Source organism: Comamonas sp. Z3 (genome assembly GCF_008121565.1).
GTDB lineage: Bacteria > Pseudomonadota > Gammaproteobacteria > Burkholderiales > Burkholderiaceae_C > Comamonas > Comamonas brasiliensis.
Map to the genome: position 1 here is coordinate 415,858 of NZ_VOQU01000006.1, position 16,827 is coordinate 432,684.

Consider the following 16,827-nt stretch of genomic DNA (forward strand, 5'->3'; position numbering starts at 1 on the left):
CAGGACTTGATGTGAATCAATCAGCAATCTCCGGCACCAGGCGCCGACCGGGGTTTTGAGCGGCCCGGCAGCGCGATCCGGCGCGCATAGATCCTAGGGTTTTCCCGCGCCTTATCGGTGCACGCCTGCCTCATGCCGGTGCACAGCCCGCACCACCTCTGCTCATAAGAATTTGCATTCAGGGCCGCTCAGAATTTCTTGTTGGACAGCCCCTCGCTGCCTTTCGATACTGCCGCCACAGGAACACCGGCCCGCGCCGCATTCCACTGTTCCAAGACACACAGGAGCGCCAGCAAAAGCGCCCCATGTGCCCGCTGCACTTTCGCATACAGGAGACTCCCATGAGCAGCCCGGCTTCCGCCACCCACCCTCTTGCCGGCCATGCCGGTGCGCACGCGCACCCCGACATGGACGCCACCTACCGCAAGATCACCTGGCGCCTGATCCCCTTTCTGGTCTTTCTCTTTGTCCTGGCCTGGATAGACCGCGTCAACGTCGGCTTCGCCAAGCTGCAGATGCTGCAGGACCTGCAGTTCAGCGAGGCTGTCTACGGCCTGGGTGCCGGCATCTTCTTCATCGGCTACTTCCTGTTCGAAGTGCCCAGCAACCTGCTGCTGGAGAAGATCGGCGCACGCAAGACACTGGCGCGCATCACCATCCTCTGGGGCGTGGCGTCCATGGCCATGGCCTATGTGACCACGCCCACCATGTTCTATGTGCTGCGCTTCATCCTGGGCGTGGTCGAGGCGGGCTTCTTCCCCGGTGTGGTGCTGTATCTGACCTACTGGTTCCCGGCCCGCCACCGCGCCCGCATCAACGGCCTGTTCATGACCTCGTTCGCCATCGCCGGCGCCGTGGGCGGCCCGATCGCAGGCGCCATCATGAACGGCATGCAGGACGTGGGCCATCTGGCCAACTGGCAATGGCTGTTCATTCTTGAAGGCATTCCCTCGGTGATCGCCGGCTTCTTCGTGCTGGCCTGGCTGCCCGAGAAACCCGAGAACGCCAAGTGGCTGAGCGCAGCCGAGCAGCGCGCCGTCAGCGCCGCCGTGGCCGAGGAAAGCCAGCAAGGCCACAAGCAGCATTCCTTCGCCGATGCCTGCCGCAACTACCGCGTCTGGCTGTGCGCTGCCGTGTACTTCTGCATCGTCAGCGGCAACGCCACGATCGCCTTCTGGTCGCCGTCCATCATCAAGGAGATCGGCATCCAGAACAATCTGCAGATCGGTCTGATCTCGGCCATTCCGTTTCTCGCGGGCACGCTGGCCATGGTCTGGAACGGCATGCATTCGGACAAGACCGGCGAGCGCCGCATGCACAGCGCCATCGCCGCCTTGATCGCCGCAGCAGGCCTGATCCTGACCGGCATGTTCCTGCACAACGCCGTGCTGGCCCTGTGCGCGCTGACGCTGGCCTCCGTCGGCATCCTCGCCGCCTTCCCCGTGTTCTGGTCCATTCCCTCGGCCTTTCTGGCCGGCACGGCGGCCGCCGGCGGCATCGCCCTCATCAACTCCGTTGGCAACCTGGCCGGCTTTGTGGCGCCCTACATGATCGGCGCGCTCAAGACCAGCACCGGCTCGCTGTCCTCGGGGCTGTACTTCGTGGCCGCGCTGGAGTTCCTCGCCGCCTTCCTGGTCGTGCTCTTCGTCAAGAAGCAGTGACCTCCTGACGCTGCCTGCGCAGCGCCGCCATGCGGGGCCAAGGCCCCGCCTTCCCCTTTTTGAGCTTTCCGCCATGCAACTGCAATTCACCACCCCCGAAGGCCAGACCCTGGCCCCCATCTTCGACACCCTGATCGTCGCCGGCTGGGCCGGACGCGACCATGCGGCCATCGAGCACCACATCGAGGAGCTGGCCGCGCTCGGCATTCCGCGCCCCAGCGCCGTGCCGCTGTACTACCGCATCGCCAGCAACCAGCTGAGCCAGAGCAGCACGCTGCAAGTGCTCGGCCCGGACTCCTCGGGCGAGGCCGAGGTCTTCGTCTTCAGCCATGGCGGCGAGATGTTCGTGAGCCTGGCCTCGGACCACACCGACCGCAAGCTCGAAGCCTATAGCGTTGCCTTCTCCAAGCAGGCCTGCATCAAGCCCGTGGCCACTCAGGCCTGGCGCTTCGCCGATGTGGCCGGCCACTGGGACGAGCTGATCCTGCGCTCCTGGATCGTGGAGGACGGCCGCGAAGTGCTGTACCAGGAAGGCACGCTGGCCAGCCTGCGCACGCCCCAGGACCTGATCGCGCGCTACACCGGCGGCCAGAGCCAGTTGCCCGAAGGCAGTGGCATGACCTGCGGCACCATGGCCGCCATCGGCGGCATACGCCCTGCCACGCAGTTCGCCATGGAGCTGTACGACCCGCGCAGCCAGCGCAGCATCCGCCACCGCTACCGCAGTGAGCTGCTGGACATCGTCGCCTGAACACGGAGCTACCCATGACGTCAGTCTCTCCCCGCCTGGACCAGGTCTCCGAGCGCCTGGCCCAAGGCCAGACCAGCGCCGTGCAACTGGCCGAGCAGGCACTGGAGCGCGCCACGCAAGGCGAAGGCCCGCGCGTGTTCACCCGCGTGCTGCCCGAGCAGGCCCTGGCCGAAGCCCGCGCCAGCGATGCGCTGCGCGCGGCTGGCCTGGCACGCTCGCCCCTCGAAGGCCTGCCCATCTCGGTCAAGGATCTGTTCGACATCGCGGGCCACCCCACGCTGGGCGGCTCCAGGCTGCTGGCCGATGCCGCACCCGCCACGCAGACGGCCGAAGTCGTGCAGCGCCTGCGCCGCGCGGGCGCGGTCATCGTGGGCACGACCAATATGACCGAGTTCGCCTACTCGGGCCTGGGGCTGAATCCGCACTACGGCACGCCGCGCAATCCCTGGCAGCGGGAAAACGACGGCGGCCGCATTCCCGGCGGCTCGTCCTCGGGCGCGGCCATCTCGGTGACCGACGGCATGGCGCTGGCCGCCATCGGCTCGGACACCGGCGGCTCGGTGCGCATTCCCTCGGCGCTGTGCGGCCTGACCGGCTTCAAGCCCACGGCGCGCCGCGTGCCCATGCAGGGCGTGCTGCCGCTGTCTGCCAATCTGGACTCCATCGGACCGCTGGCGCCCAGCGTGCGCTGCTGCGCCGCGCTGGACGCGGTGCTGTCGGGCGAATCGCAGGGCGAACTGCGCGCGGCCTCGCTGCAGGGCCTGCGCCTGCTGACGCCCACGAATGTGGTGCTGGACGGCATGGACAGCGCCGTGGCCGCGGCCTGGCAGCGTGCGCTGTCGCTGCTGTACGCGGCCGGCGTGCAGATCACCGAGGCCGTGGTGCCGCCCTTCTCCGAGCTTGCGCAGATCAATGCCAAGGGCGGCTTCACCGCCGCCGAGGCCTGGGCCTGGCACCGCAGCCATATCGCCGGCGCCGGCCGCCTGGCCGAATACGATCCGCGCGTGGGCACGCGCATTCTGCGCGGCAAGGACATCAGCGCGGCCGACTATATCGAGCTGCTGGCGCGCCGCCAGCAGTGGATTGCCCGCGTCCAGGCGCAGATGGCCGATCACGACCTGATGCTCATGCCCACGGTGCCCGTGATCGCGCCCAAGATTGCCGAGCTTGAGGCCAGCGACGAAGCCTATTTCGCGGCCAACGGGCTGATGCTGCGCAATCCCACGCTGATCAACTTCCTCGACGGCTGCGCGGTGTCCCTGCCCTGCCACCGCCCGGGCGAAGCGCCCGTGGGCCTGAGCCTGGCCGGCACGGCCGCTCAGGACCAACGCCTGCTGTCGGTGGCACTGGCCGTCGAGGCCTTGCTCGCCCAAGCCTGATTGCCGAGTAAAAAATAGGAGCTGCTAACGCTTTACTGCAAACGATTTCAGACAGAAAACACTCTGAAATCTATATGCAACAGGCGGTAGCAGCTCCTTTTTTATTCAGTATGAGGCACACCCCCAGGCTCGGCAGGCATTGGTGCCAGCACCAGCTGTGCCTGCTCCTGCGCTTTAAGCGTCCCCTGCCAGACGGGCGCCCGGCAGCCGCGCCACGGCCTGGCCGTGGTTCAGCGCAAACGCCGTGGCCACCTCTTCGGCGGCGCGCACCACGGTTTCAGCCAGCGGGTTCTGGTGATCGTTGCGCCAGCAGGCCACCAGCGGCAGCGAGGGGAACTCGCGATCCACGCGCAGCAGGCGCAGGCGCTGCTCGGCCAGCTCACGCTGGATGATGGCCGGCGGCACGGCCGCCACGCCCAGGCCGTCGCAGACCACGCGGATCATGGTCGCCACCGAGGCAATGCAGTTCATGTGCGGCGAGGCGTTGCCTTCGGCGCTGAACAGCTGCTCGATCACCGCATACGGCTCGGAGCCGCGCGCAAAGCTCATGATGGGAAAAGCCGCCAGCTCGGCCAGGCTCAGGGTCTCGTCGCCTATGCCCAGCTTGGGGCTGCCCACCCAGGCCATGGCGAACTCGCCCAGCGACAGATTGGCAATGGCACCGCCGGACACGGGCTTGGCCTGCAGCGAGACATCGAGCTGGCCCTTGAGCAGTTGCTCCGACATATGGATGGTGGTGTCGCAGGCGATCTCCACCTGCAGGCGCGGATAGCGCTGCTGCAGCAGCGCGAGAAAGTCGGGGAACCAGCTGTGCACGATGGATTCGATGGCGCCGATGCGGATCACGCCCGCATAGGCCTGCTTGTCCAGCATGTCCTCGCGCATCTCGCGCATCAGCCTGAGCATGCGCTCGGCATGCACCAGGGCCTTGGCGCCGTCGGCCGTGAGCGTGACCTCGCGCACGCCGCGGTCGAACAGGCGCACGCCGAACTCCTGCTCCAGCGTGGCGATGCGACTGGAGACGGCAGCCTGTGTGGTGAACAGCCGCTCGGCCGTCATGCGGAAGTTGCGCAGCTCGGCCAGCAGCACAAAGGTTTCCAGAAACCGTAGATTCATGGGGCGATGTTAATCACCGCCCGCTGCCTTGCCCACTTTTCGGGTCATATCGATATAGCCCATTCGCAGAACGCTTGCGTGCACAATGCTCTGTGTCTGCGCAGACATCCTGCGCTGCGATCCACTGTCCCACCACCCCTTATTCGCGGAGGTCCGATGAGAGCTGACAACATTCTGCAAACGATTGGCGACACGCCCGTCATTCACATCAACCGTCTGTTCGGCAGCAATACCAACGTCTGGATCAAGTCCGAGCGCAGCAACCCAGGTGGCTCCATCAAGGATCGTATTGCGCTGTCCATGGTGGAAGACGCCGAGAGATCCGGCGCGCTCAAACCCGGTGGTGTCATCATCGAGCCCACCAGCGGCAACACCGGTGTGGGCCTGGCCCTGGTCGCGGCCGTCAAGGGCTACAAGCTGGTCCTGGTCATGCCCGAGAGCATGAGCATCGAGCGCCGCCGCCTGATGCTGGCCTATGGCGCATCCTTTGACCTGACTCCCAAGGAAAAAGGCATGAAGGGCGCCATCGCCCGCGCCCAGGAACTGGCCGCCCAGACGCCCGGAGCCTGGATTCCCCAGCAATTCGAGAACCCCGCCAACGTGGCCGTGCATGAGGCCACCACGGCCCAGGAAATCCTGCGCGACTTCCCCGACGGCCTCGACGCCTTCATCACCGGCGTGGGCACGGGCGGTCACCTGTCCGGCGTGGCCAAGGTGCTCAAGGCCAAGTTTCCCAACCTCAAGGTCTATGCGGTGGAGCCCGCGGCCTCGCCCGTGATCTCCGGCGGTCAGCCCGCGCCCCACCCCATCCAGGGTATTGGCGCCGGCTTTGTGCCCAAGAATCTGGACGTCAGCCTGCTCGACGGCGTGATCCAGGTGGAAGCCGAGCCCGCACGCGAATACGCGCGCCGCGCCGCTCGCGAGGAAGGCCTGCTGGTCGGCATCTCCTCGGGCGCCACGCTGGCCGCCATTGCCCAGAAGCTGCCAGAGCTGCCGCCCAGCGCCAGGGTGCTGGGCTTTGCTTACGACACGGGCGAGCGCTATCTGTCGGTGGAAGGCTTCCTGCCCAACGCCTGATCGCGCCGCGCGCTTTCCTGCCACGCCGCACAAGATGCGGCGTTTTTCATGCCCGCCGCACACCTCGCGCATAGCCCGAGTTCGCCGCGCGCTCATCGGCCCATGCCAATGGCCCATGGGACAAGCGGTCATCGAGTCCGCTTGACACCAAACCAGGGCACTCCCCTACCATGGGGACAAGATATGCCACAAGCATGACACGGGAGTATTTCCATCTTGTTCCGATTTTTTGAAAAACAGGTAGCCCCCTATCCCGGCCAGGAGCCCAAGGTTCCGCCCAAGGGATTCTTTGCCTTTGTCTGGGCCTGTACCCAGGGCATGCGCGGCTGGATTGGCCTGATGACCCTTACCTCGGCCCTGCTGGCCGCCTATGAAGCCGTACTGTTCGCCATCATGGGCCGCGTGGTGGACTGGCTGGGCACGGTCTCGCCCGCCAACTTCTGGGCCGAACAGCAGGCCACGGTGCAGGGCATTGCCGCCATCCTGCTCGGCAGCGTGGCGCTGCTGGCCCTGCACACCACCGTGATGCACCAGGTACTGGCCATCAACTTCCCCATGCGGCTGCGCTGGGTGTTCCACAAGCTGATGCTGGGCCAGAGCATGTCCTTCTATGCGGACGAGTTTGCCGGCCGCATCACCACCAAGATCATGCAGACCGCGCTGTCGGTGCGGGAAGTGGTGTTCATGGTGGTGGACGTGTTTGTGGGCGTGGGCGTCTACATGATCGGCATTCTGATCCTGGCCGCCAGCTTCGAGTGGCGGCTGATGATTCCGTTTGCGCTGTGGTTCGTCGCCTATGCCGCTGCCTGCTTCTATTTCGTGCCACGCCTGGGCCAGATCGGCAAGGAGCAGGCCGATGCGCGCTCCATGATGACGGGCCGCGTCACCGATGCCTATACCAATATCGCCACCGTCAAGCTGTTTGCCCACACGCGCCGCGAAGCCGAATATGCGCGCAATGCCATGGAGGCCTTCAAGGCCACGGGCTATGCGCAGATGCGTCTGGTCAGCCTGTTCGAAATCACCAACCACCTGATGATTGCCCTGCTGCTGCTGGGCAGCGGCGGCACGGCGCTCTATCTGTGGACGCAAGGTCAGGCCTCCGCCGGCGTGGTGGCGGCCGTGATTGCCATGGCGCTGCGGCTGATGGGTTACTCGCACTGGGTGATGTGGCAGATGACGGGCCTGTTCGAGAACGTGGGCACCATCCAGGACGGCATCACCACGCTGACCAAGCCGCGCACCATCGTCGATGCACCCGACGCCAAGCCGCTGCAGGTCACGCGAGGAGCGATTGCCTTCGAGGATGTGAGCTTTGGCTACAAGGCGGGCGGCAAAAAGGTGCTGGACCATCTGAACCTGCACATCCGCCCCGGCGAGCGCATCGGCCTGATCGGACGCTCGGGCGCTGGCAAGTCCACGCTGGTCAATCTGCTGCTGCGCTTTCACGAGCCGCAAAGCGGGCGCATCACCATCGACGGCCAGGACATCCGCGGCGTGACGCAGGACAGCCTGCGCAGCGCCATCGGCATGGTGACGCAGGACACCTCGCTGCTGCACCGCTCCATGCGCGACAACATCCTCTACGGTCGCCCCGATGCCAGCGAAGCCGACATGCACGCCGCTGCCGACAAGGCCGAGGCTTCGGACTTCATCGCCACGCTGACCGACCTCAAGGGCCGCAGCGGCTACGACGCCCAGGTCGGCGAGCGCGGCATCAAGCTCTCGGGCGGCCAGCGCCAGCGCGTGGCGATTGCACGCGTGATGCTCAAGGACGCGCCCATCTTGCTGCTCGACGAAGCCACCAGCGCGCTGGACAGCGAGGTGGAAGCCGCCATCCAGGAAAGCCTGGACTCGCTGATGGACGGCAAGACCGTGATCGCCATTGCCCACCGCCTGTCCACCATCGCGGCCATGGATCGCCTGATCGTGATGAACGAAGGCCATATCGTGGAGGAAGGCACGCACCAGCAACTGCTGCAGCACGGCGGCATCTACGCCAAGCTCTGGGCACACCAGAGCGGCGGCTTTCTGGCCGACCAGGACGAGGCCGTGCAATAGACCGGCCCAGCCGGCATGGCTTGCAGCGCTTGATATGCGGCGCATTCGGCTCTTTTCATAAGGGCACCGGCAATTCGAAGGGGCGCTTGGCTCCCCTTTTTTGACTGCGCTGCAGCAGCCATGCAATGGCCGGCACGACACCATGCTCTCGAGCCTGAGCCATCGCTGCAGGCGCTGCTGCGGATGGCCCTGCCCGCTGAAAGGCCGGCCGTTTATCGGCGGGATGTCTAATCCTGATCAATGGATTGCGCTGTTGCACCGACAGTCGCAGCGCTACAATCGACCGCATGTCGCGTGCCATCCAGAGACTTTCTCTGCGGAGCGCATTGCTGCTGCTGATCATGGCAGCGCAACTGCTGATTCCGCTGCTGCACGGCCACTTCGGGACTCCGAATCAATCCGGCCTGCACGTGCACGCGACACCCTCCAGAATTGCTGATTCTCATTTCCATCTGTTCACCGGACACGACTCTCGCAGCGACCACCCTGCCCCTCAGGCTCAAGCCGAGCCCTTTGAAGTGGATGTGCAGAACGCATTGCAACCGCTGGATCTGCTGGCGGCTCCGCTGCTGGCCATCATTGGCCTGGCTCTGCTGACTTGGGGTCTGCGTGCGTCGCGCATGCGTTGCATTGCCGCCAGACCCGTACCGCGCCCGAAACCCGTGCACAGGCTTTGGCCTTGGCGCGGTCGCATCATCCGGCCGTCTCCGGCCCAAGCTCCGCCTCAATTTTCCTGAGCTCCCAAGCCTTTCACAGGCTGGTCAGCATCCGTGCCTGCGCATGGATGCATGTCTTTTCCTTTTCCGGAGTCAGGAATGTACTTGTACCAATGGCTGTTGGCTGGCGCACTTGCGCTGCCAGTCACAGGCATGGCCGCCGAGGCCGTGCCCCTATCCCCCGAGCAGGCGCGTACCTTGGGCGTGCGCTTTCAATCCATCAAGAGTTCTGGCGAACTCAATGTTTCGGCCCATGCGCGTGTGCTGCTGAGACCCGATGCCCAGGTCGTGGTTGCAGCTCCCTATGCCGGCATGCTGCCGCGCGTGCTGGTCGCGGTGGGCCAGTCCGTGCGAGCCGGCCAGCCCGTGGCGACATTTGCCAGTCCACAGCTCTATGAAGCGCGTCGCGCAGTGGCGCAAGCCGAGTCGCAGTCACGGCTGGCGCAGCAGGCCCTGACGCGCGACCGGATGCTCCATGACGACGGCATCATCGCCGCCAGCCGCTGGCAGACAACCCAGGCGCACGCTGTCGAAGCGGCGGCCATGGCCCAGGCCAGACGCGCCGAACTGGCTGCCAGCGGCGTGAAGATGGATGGCAAGGAGGCACAGTTGCTGGCGCCGCGCGCGGGCATTGTGACCGAAGTCATGGTCCAGCCCGGCACGCGCGTCGAGGCTTCGGCAGCGCTGGTGCGAGTGGCTGACCCCAAGGCGCTGGAACTGGATCTGCTGCTCGGTCGCGAGGTTCCGCTGCCCGCTGTGGGCGACCGTGTGCAGGTTGCCACGCGCGCCGCCACAGGCCGTGTCGAGGGCATTGCGCCCGTGGGGGACGGCAGCGCGGGGATGCGCGTGCGCGTGGCGCTGAGCAACAACGGCGATCTGCGTCTGGGCGAGAGTGTCACGGCCATGCTGACGCTCAAGGAGTCTGGCACGGGCAAGGCGCAGGCCAATGCCGCAGACCGTCTGCGCATCCCGGCGGCGGCACTGGTGTACTGGCAAGGCCAGAGCGGTGTATTCATAGAAACAGGACAGAGCATGCGCTTCACGGCCTTGTCGGTGGAGACTCGGGACGAGGCGACTGCCGTGGTGCGCGGCAGGCTGCCGGCCGGGGCGCAGATTGCGGTGGCAGGCATCGCTGCACTCAAAAGCCTGCTGTCCGGAGGTGAGTAATGCTGGCCAAGCTGATCGATTTCTCGTTGCGCCAGCGCGCTCTGGTGCTGCTCGCTGCAGCGGCCCTGGCGCTCGCTGGCGCCTGGGCCTATGTGCAACTTCCCATTGATGCCTTTCCCGATATCTCGCCCACCCAAGTCAAGGTGATCCTCAAGGTGCCGGGCATGACGCCCGAGGAGGTAGAGCAGCGCGTCTCCACGCCCGTAGAGCAGGAACTGCTGGGCCTGCCGCACAAGACCATCGTGCGCTCGGTCTCCAAGTACGGCATCAGCGACGTGACCGTGGACTTCTCGGAAGGCACGGATGTGTACTGGGCACGCCAGCAGGTGTCCGAGCGCCTGGCCGGCCTGCAGCGTGATCTGCCCGCCACGGCCGAAGGGGGGCTGGCTCCCATCACCACGCCGCTGGGCGAGATGTTCATGTTCACCATTGACAGCGAGAGCCACTCGCTGGCCGAACGCCGCTATGTGCTCGATTGGGTGATACGACCGGCACTGCGCACTGTTGCGGGCGTTGCCGACGTGAATGCCCTGGGCGGCGTGGTGCGCGGCTACGAGGTGATTCCGGACGCGGCGCGGCTGCGCGCGCGCGGCGTGACGCTGGATCAGCTGCGTCAGGCGCTAGAGGCCAACAACCGCAACGACGGAGCAGGCCGGCTGGATCGTGGCGAGGAACATTGGGTGGTGCGCGTGGAGGGAGGGGTCCGCGGGCTCGACGATTTGCGTGCAGTGGTGGTCGTGCCGGCCAGCAATGCACAGGCGGCCGCCACGGTAGGTGATGTGGCCACTGTGCGCCTGGGCGAGGCCACGCGCAATGGGGCCGTGAGCCGCGACGGGCAGGGCGAGGCGGTACAGGGACTGGTGCTGGGCCTGCGCGGCGTGGATGCTCGCCGCCTGGTCGACGCCGTGCAGGCCAGACTCGACGAACTGGCGCCGCGCCTGCCCGAGGGAATGAGCACCCAGGTGTTCTACAACCGCGGCGAGCTGGTCTCGCGCGCCGCTGGCACCGTCATGCGCGCCTTGGTCGAAGCCAGTGTGCTGGTGGTCGTCATCCTCTATCTGTTTCTCGGTGGCCTGCGTGCTGCGCTGGTGGTGGCGGCTACGCTTCCGCTGTCCATGCTGAGCACATTCTTGCTCATGCACTATGTGGGCCTGACAGCCAATCTGATGAGCCTGGGTGGTCTGGCGATTGCCTTGGGCATGTTGGTGGACGCCTCGGTGGTGGTGGTGGAGAACATTGAGACCGCACTGGCTCAGCGGCAGGAAGGCGGATCTGCGGCAACAGCCGAGGACCGCTTCGCCTTGATTCGGGATGCAGTGTCGGCCGTGTCGGCTCCCATGCTGGCGGGCGTTTCCATCATCGCCATTGTTTTCCTGCCGCTGCTGTCGCTGCAAGGCCTGGAAGGCAAGCTGTTTGCGCCGGTTGCGCTGACCATCGTCCTGGCCCTGGGTGCTTCTGTACTCATTGCATTTACCGTCGTTCCGGCGCTGGCTTCATTGGTATTGCGCTCACATGCCGACGATGCGCCCTGGCTGATGCGAAGGCTGGCAGGCGGCTTTGCGCGGATGCAGGCCTGGAGCCTCGCGCACCGAAGCACGGTACTCGGTCTCGCGGTAGCGACGCTCGCCGGCGCGGCGGCCCTGTATCTGTCCGTGGGGAAGACCTTCATGCCGACCATGGACGAAGGCGATCTCATCGTGCAGTTGCAGAAAGCTCCGTCGATTTCGCTTCCCGCATCGCTGGATATGGATCAGCGCGTGCAGCAAGCGCTGCTCGAAGGCGTTCCGGAAATCCGCTCCATCGTGGCGCGCACGGGCTCGGACGATCTGGGGCTGGACCCCATGGGTCTCAACGAGACCGACACCTTTCTGGTGCTCAAGCCTCGCGCCGAATGGCGCGGCAGCAAGGAGGACATCGCCGATTCCATCCGCCGCGTGATGGAGGGTTTTCCAGGCCTGATCTACGGCTTCACACAACCCATCGAGATGCGCGTATCCGAGATGCTGACCGGTGCGCGCGGCGACGTGGCCATCAAGATCTTCGGCGCCGACCTGGCCAGGATAGACGCCGCCGCCCAGGCAATTGCTGCGCGCATGCGCAGCATCCCCGGCGCCTCCGAAGTGATTGCACCCAGCAACAGCGGCGTGCAATACCTGCAGGTCGTGCTCAATCGCGCAGCACTCGGTCAGTCCGGTTTCTCCGGTGATGCCCTGCAGGCCCAGCTACGTGCACTGGTAGAGGGCGAGCGTATCGGCATCGTGCCCGAAGGCATGGCGCGCACGCCGCTGCTGCTGCGTGGTCCAGCAGCGCTGCGGCAGTCACCGGAAGGCCTGACAAGCCTGCTGGTGACCGCACCCGACGGCACGGTCTGGCCAGTCACCTCTCTCGCGACACTCTCCCCTCAGGACGGTCCGGTACGTATCGACCATGAGGACGGAGCACGCTTTGCCGTGGTCCAGGTGAATGTCGAGGGGCGCGATCTCGCAGGCTTTGTACGCGAGGCCCAGGCCTTGGTGAATGCCGACCCCGACCTCAAGAATCTGCGCATTGTCTGGGGCGGCCAGTTCGAAAACCAGCAACGCGCGGCCGCACGTCTGGCCTTGGTCGTGCCTGTGGCGCTCTCGGCCATCTTCGTGTTACTGGTTCTCACCTTCCGTTCGACGCGACAAGCCTTGCTGGTCATCGCCAACATCCCGTTCGCGCTGGTGGGCGGCATGGCCGCTTTACGCCTTAGTGGCGAATATCTGTCGGTCCCCGCCTCCGTGGGCTTTATTGCACTGCTGGGCATTGCCGTGCTCAACGGCGTAGTTCTGGTTTCGCACTTCAACGCGCTGCTGTCATCGGGGATGGAACTGGCCCAGGCTGTACGCCAGGGCGTGCGTGACCGCCTGAGGCCGGTGCTGATGACGGCCTGCATCACGGCTTTGGGCATGGTCCCGCTGCTGCTGGCTACCGGTCCGGGCTCGGAAATCCAGCGCCCGCTGGCCGTGGTCGTGGCCGGGGGCCTGATCAGCTCCACGGCACTGACCCTGTTGCTGCTGCCCTTGCTGTTCGAACGCTTTGGCCTGGCACGCAGCGCCAAGGAGGTGCGCCCATGAATGCGGCAAACGCTTTGTGCCCAAGATCCCTAGGCAATTTCAATTTCCATTTCCCGGGTATGTCTATGAAGAACTCCCTGTTTCATGCCTGTGCCTGTGCCTGCGCTCTGCTGCTTGCGGGTGCGGCCCAGGCTCAGAGCTATCTGCCTGCCGAAGCCACCGTGCGCATGGCCGTGGACCAGTCACCGGCAGTGCAGGCGGCCGAGGCGGTAACACGCGCGGCCCGAGCCCGCGCCGACGGCCTGCGCACGGGATCACATGAAACCGTGGTGCGCGCCTCCGGCCAGCGCCGCTGGACGCATGACGGCTCAGGCCAGCGTTTTACCGAAGGCCAGATTGCCCTGGAGCGACCGCTGCGACTCTGGGGCAAGGCCGCTGTCGACGCCGAGCTGGCCGAGGCAACCCGGGCCACCGGCCTGCTGGCAGCGCAAGATGCCCGACACGAGACGGCACGCCAGTTGCTGGCCTTGTGGTTTTCGGCTCTGCGCGCGGCTCAGGCCCGCCAGGCGGCGCAGGACAATTCCGATGCTGCTGCAGAGTTGGCGCGCGTCACCGAGCGCCGCCTGCGCGCGGGCGATGCAGCCAGACTTGAAGCCGAGCTGGCTGCCGCCGAACAGGCCCGCATGCAGGCTGCGCTGGCCGCAGCAGAGGCCGCGCAGACCTCGGCGCGGGCCGAGCTCTGCGCACGCTTTCCCGACCTCTGCCCTCTGGCCGGCATTTCAATCGACGCAAGCGCGCTGCCCGCACTCCCGAGCGGATCGGAGGCTCAGCTGCGCTCACGCTACATAGAGCACAGCCATGAGCATCTGCTGGCCCTGTCCGAGGAGACTCTGGCGCTGCACCAGGCCCGCCGCACGGATCTCGAGCGCCACCCCGACCCCACGATCGGTGTGTTTGCCAGCAGCGAGCGCGGCGGTGCCGAGCGCATTGCAGGCCTCAGCATCAGTCTGCCACTGGGCTCCGCCTATCGGCAGTCCCAGGCTGCGGCAGCGCTGGCCGATGCCGATGCAGCGCTGTCGCGTCGCCTGGCGGTAGCCAGACGCCTGGGTGCGGAGTTCGATGTGCTCTGGAGCCAGCTGAATGGCAGGCGTGCTGCCGCCGCGGCACAGGTCCGTGCGGCGACGCTCCAGCGCAGCGCGACCGACCGCGCAATGCGTGCCTATCGTGCCGGCGAGTCCGGCCTGGCCGAGCTGCTGGCTGCGCGCCGCGTGCTTGCCGACGCCGTGCTGGCCGAGCGCATGGCACGCGTGGACACGCTGGAGAGCGACAGCCGCCTGCGCCTGGACCTGCATGAGTTCTGGGACTTTGACGATTGATGTCTCGCCAGGCAGTGCGGTGCCTGCGTGTGCCCGCACCTGTGGCTGCCGCTGCCGGCCGGGCCAGGAGCGAGAATGTCGGCCCTGCCAATTGCGGCCGGCTCGTCCTGGCCAGCGCCGGAGCCAGGGAGCACTGATGACACCATGGATGAAGTCTTGCAAATCGAAGCCGGGCAATGAGACGCTGATAATGCGATGCAGCAAGAGGTCAACGCAATGAGTCCCACCTACGGCAAACTGAAACCCATCGATTACGCACAAGCTTCCACGAGTTTTGCAATCAAGGATGGCCCGCTATCCGCCATTCAGAGCCCGGCGACCGAAGAGCTGATCAGCGCGGAGCGTTTCAGCGAATTCATCAATCACCTCTATGACGCGGCTTCCCTGCCGGAAGCCTGGGTGTCTTGCCTGGAAGTGATTCGCACGCATATGCGCAGCAATTTTGCCGTGCTGATCATCCGCCAGACCGAGGGCGACAATATCGGTTTGACGATCACCGCATCCGGAGGACTCAAGGACTTGCTTACGCACGACGTCTACAGCGAGCACAGTCCGTTCCTTGGCATGCCCAAGGAGCAATTCAAGACCATTCCGGACCTGATGTCCGAAAGCGAATGGCGCAGCAGCGTCTATTACAAGGACTGGTGCCGTGTGCACAATATTTTCCATGTAATGGCTGCCGATATCGTGACCACCGATGGCAGTGTCTACGGCCTGCGGATCACGCGTCCCGAGTCGGAACCCGCCTTCAGCCAGAGGGATCTGGATCTGGGGCGCATGATCATGCCGCATATCCGCCGTGCGCTGAACATGCATCTGGCGCTGCACCATGACCGCCAGGTCATGTCGCTGTACAGCAGCGTCACGGCGCGCCTGATGGTCGGTGTCGTCATCCTGGACCAGAATGCTCACTTGCTGGAAAGCAATCCTGCGGCCAAAGGCATTCTCGATGCTCAGGACGGCATCCGGATCTCCGGCGGCATGCTGGAGGCTGAATATGCGAGCGACAACCGCAAGCTCCAGCGCCTGATCAAGGATGCCTTGCTGTCCTCCCGGACATCGACCTCGGTCATGACCGAAGGCATCTCGATTGCGCGTCCTTCGGGTCAGCTCAACTGGGGGCTTGTCGTACAGAGCATTTCCTCGGATGAAAAAGCAGAGGCCAAGAGTCGTCCCTGCGTCGCGGTGTTCATGCGCAACACCGATGGCAAGGCCGATCCGTCCGCGCATCTGGCCCAGCAGCTGTTTCAGCTCACGTCGGCGGAGACCGCGCTGGTGATCCAGCTGACCCATGGCCTGACGCTGGAGGAGGCCGCCAAAGCGCTGGGCATCCGCCTCAATACCGCAAGAGCTCACCTGCGCTCCATCTTCTCCAAGACCGGCGCCCGTCGCCAGAGCGAGCTGGTGCGCTTCTTTCTCAATAGCGCGGCCTGGCTGGGAAGCAAGAGCGGCACCTAGCCCTCGCGCAGCAGCCGCGCCCCAGGCCTTGTGCAGCCCGCCCTCATCGCCCTGGAGCAGCGGGACAGGCAAGGTTCCTCAGCGATCTGCGGGCCGCCAGGGCGCTGCCGCAAAGGCCTCGGTCATCCATGGCTTGAACGCCTTCATGGCGCCCGTGTTGTACTGCCCCGATGGGCGCACCAGGTAGATGCCGCCGGCTTCCCCCAATGTCCATTGCGGCAATATGCGGACGAGCTCTCCGGCATGGATGGAGGGCACGAGGTGCCAGTCGCTGCCGGCGATGATGCCCACACCTTTGAGGGCTGCATGAAGCAGCGCTTCATTGTCGTTGCTGAGCATGGAACCGCTGACGCGCACCGATTCGACCACCCTGGCTGAGCGCCTGCCTGCGGGCCTGACGAGCCGCCATTGCGGAAAATCCAGCAGACCGGTGTAGCCCAGACAGTTGTGACGGGCGAGATCCTCGGGTCTGCGGGGTGCTTCGTGGCGCTCGAGATAGCGGGCGGATGCACACAGAAGACGGTACTGCTCGCACAGTCGCGTGGCCACCAGCCGGCTGTCCGACAGATGGCCGATGCGTATGGCGGCATCAAAACGCTCTCCCACGAGGTCCACGATGCGGTCGCTGTACTCCACTTCGAGCACGACCTCCGGATAGGCCAGGGAAAATTCGGCCAGCATGGGACTGATCCAGCGCCGCCCCATCGACGCGGGTATGGACAGGCGCAGGCGTCCTCGCGTTTCCTGAGCTCCCTGCGCCGCTTCCTGCTCCGCCTCCCGAATCAGGTGGCTGGCCTGACTCACCTTCTCGACCAGCCGCAGGCCTTCGCTGGTGAAATGCAGCTGGCGCGTGGTGCGCTCCACCAGCCGCACACCCAGTCTTCGCTCGAGCGCCTGCATGCGCTTGGAGAGCACCGAAGGATGACGCCCGAGAGACCGTCCCGCAGCGGCAAATGAACCCTGCTCTGCCAGTGCGAGCAGCGTGGCGAGCTCGTCCGTGCGCTGACTGTCGAGTATGTGCATGGTG

Annotated in this window: 12 protein-coding genes; 10 read left to right on the forward strand and 2 right to left on the reverse strand. The window is 65.5% G+C overall.

Annotated elements, in window-relative coordinates; genetic code table 11:
- The first annotated feature begins 341 nt into the window (after positions 1-341).
- From FSY59_RS19465 to FSY59_RS19475, 3 genes are all read left to right on the forward strand, one after another.
- Positions 342-1,661, forward strand: coding sequence for an MFS transporter (locus FSY59_RS19465; RefSeq protein WP_050874070.1), 1,320 nt, complete (start codon positions 342-344; stop codon positions 1,659-1,661).
- Positions 1,662-1,734: 73 nt separating this feature from the next.
- Entirely contained in the window at positions 1,735-2,412 is a 678-nt protein-coding gene (locus FSY59_RS19470) for a DUF2848 domain-containing protein (RefSeq protein ID WP_148729098.1), read from the forward strand.
- A 14-nt stretch (positions 2,413-2,426) separates the two neighbouring features.
- Positions 2,427-3,791, forward strand: a complete 1,365-nt coding sequence (locus tag FSY59_RS19475; protein ID WP_148729099.1) for an amidase — start codon at positions 2,427-2,429, stop codon at positions 3,789-3,791.
- 174 nt (positions 3,792-3,965) lie between these two features.
- On the opposite strand, the gene FSY59_RS19480 is transcribed toward FSY59_RS19475, so the two are convergent.
- A complete protein-coding gene (locus tag FSY59_RS19480) occupies positions 3,966-4,907 on the reverse strand; it encodes a LysR family transcriptional regulator (protein ID WP_003051170.1) in 942 nt (313 codons plus the stop codon).
- 156 nt (positions 4,908-5,063) lie between these two features.
- On the opposite strand from FSY59_RS19480, the gene cysK reads away from it, so the two are divergent.
- The 7 genes from cysK to FSY59_RS19515 all read left to right on the forward strand — a co-directional run bounded on the left by cysK (position 5,064) and on the right by FSY59_RS19515 (position 15,800).
- Entirely contained in the window at positions 5,064-5,984 is a 921-nt protein-coding gene (gene cysK, locus FSY59_RS19485; RefSeq protein WP_003051168.1) for a cysteine synthase A, read from the forward strand.
- A 216-nt stretch (positions 5,985-6,200) separates the two neighbouring features.
- Entirely contained in the window at positions 6,201-8,045 is a 1,845-nt protein-coding gene (locus tag FSY59_RS19490) for an ABC transporter ATP-binding protein (RefSeq protein WP_003051166.1), read from the forward strand.
- A gap of 341 nt (positions 8,046-8,386) precedes the next feature.
- Positions 8,387-8,782, forward strand: a complete 396-nt coding sequence (locus FSY59_RS19495) for a hypothetical protein (protein ID WP_255439423.1) — start codon at positions 8,387-8,389, stop codon at positions 8,780-8,782.
- Positions 8,783-8,860: 78 nt separating this feature from the next.
- Positions 8,861-9,928, forward strand: coding sequence for an efflux RND transporter periplasmic adaptor subunit (locus FSY59_RS19500; RefSeq protein ID WP_148729101.1), 1,068 nt, complete (start codon positions 8,861-8,863; stop codon positions 9,926-9,928).
- Positions 9,928-13,026 carry an efflux RND transporter permease subunit gene (locus tag FSY59_RS19505; protein ID WP_148729102.1) on the forward strand — a complete coding sequence of 1,033 codons (3,099 nt, stop codon included), beginning with the start codon at positions 9,928-9,930 and terminating at the stop codon, positions 13,024-13,026. The genes FSY59_RS19500 and FSY59_RS19505 overlap by 1 nt, the downstream gene beginning before the upstream one ends.
- A 65-nt stretch (positions 13,027-13,091) precedes the next feature.
- Positions 13,092-14,342 (forward strand): TolC family protein, encoded by a 1,251-nt coding sequence (locus FSY59_RS19510; protein WP_148729103.1) that lies wholly within the window; start codon positions 13,092-13,094, stop codon positions 14,340-14,342.
- 216 nt (positions 14,343-14,558) lie between these two features.
- Positions 14,559-15,800: a LuxR family transcriptional regulator gene (locus FSY59_RS19515; RefSeq protein ID WP_050874072.1), complete on the forward strand. Its 1,242-nt coding sequence runs from the start codon at positions 14,559-14,561 to the stop codon at positions 15,798-15,800.
- 78 nt (positions 15,801-15,878) lie between these two features.
- Here FSY59_RS19515 and FSY59_RS19520 read toward each other — a convergent pair whose 3' ends face one another.
- The gene (locus FSY59_RS19520) at positions 15,879-16,823 is read right to left on the reverse strand and encodes a LysR family transcriptional regulator (RefSeq protein ID WP_148729104.1); all 945 of its coding nucleotides are present in this window, start codon (positions 16,821-16,823) and stop codon (positions 15,879-15,881) included.
- Positions 16,824-16,827 lie beyond the last annotated feature (4 nt).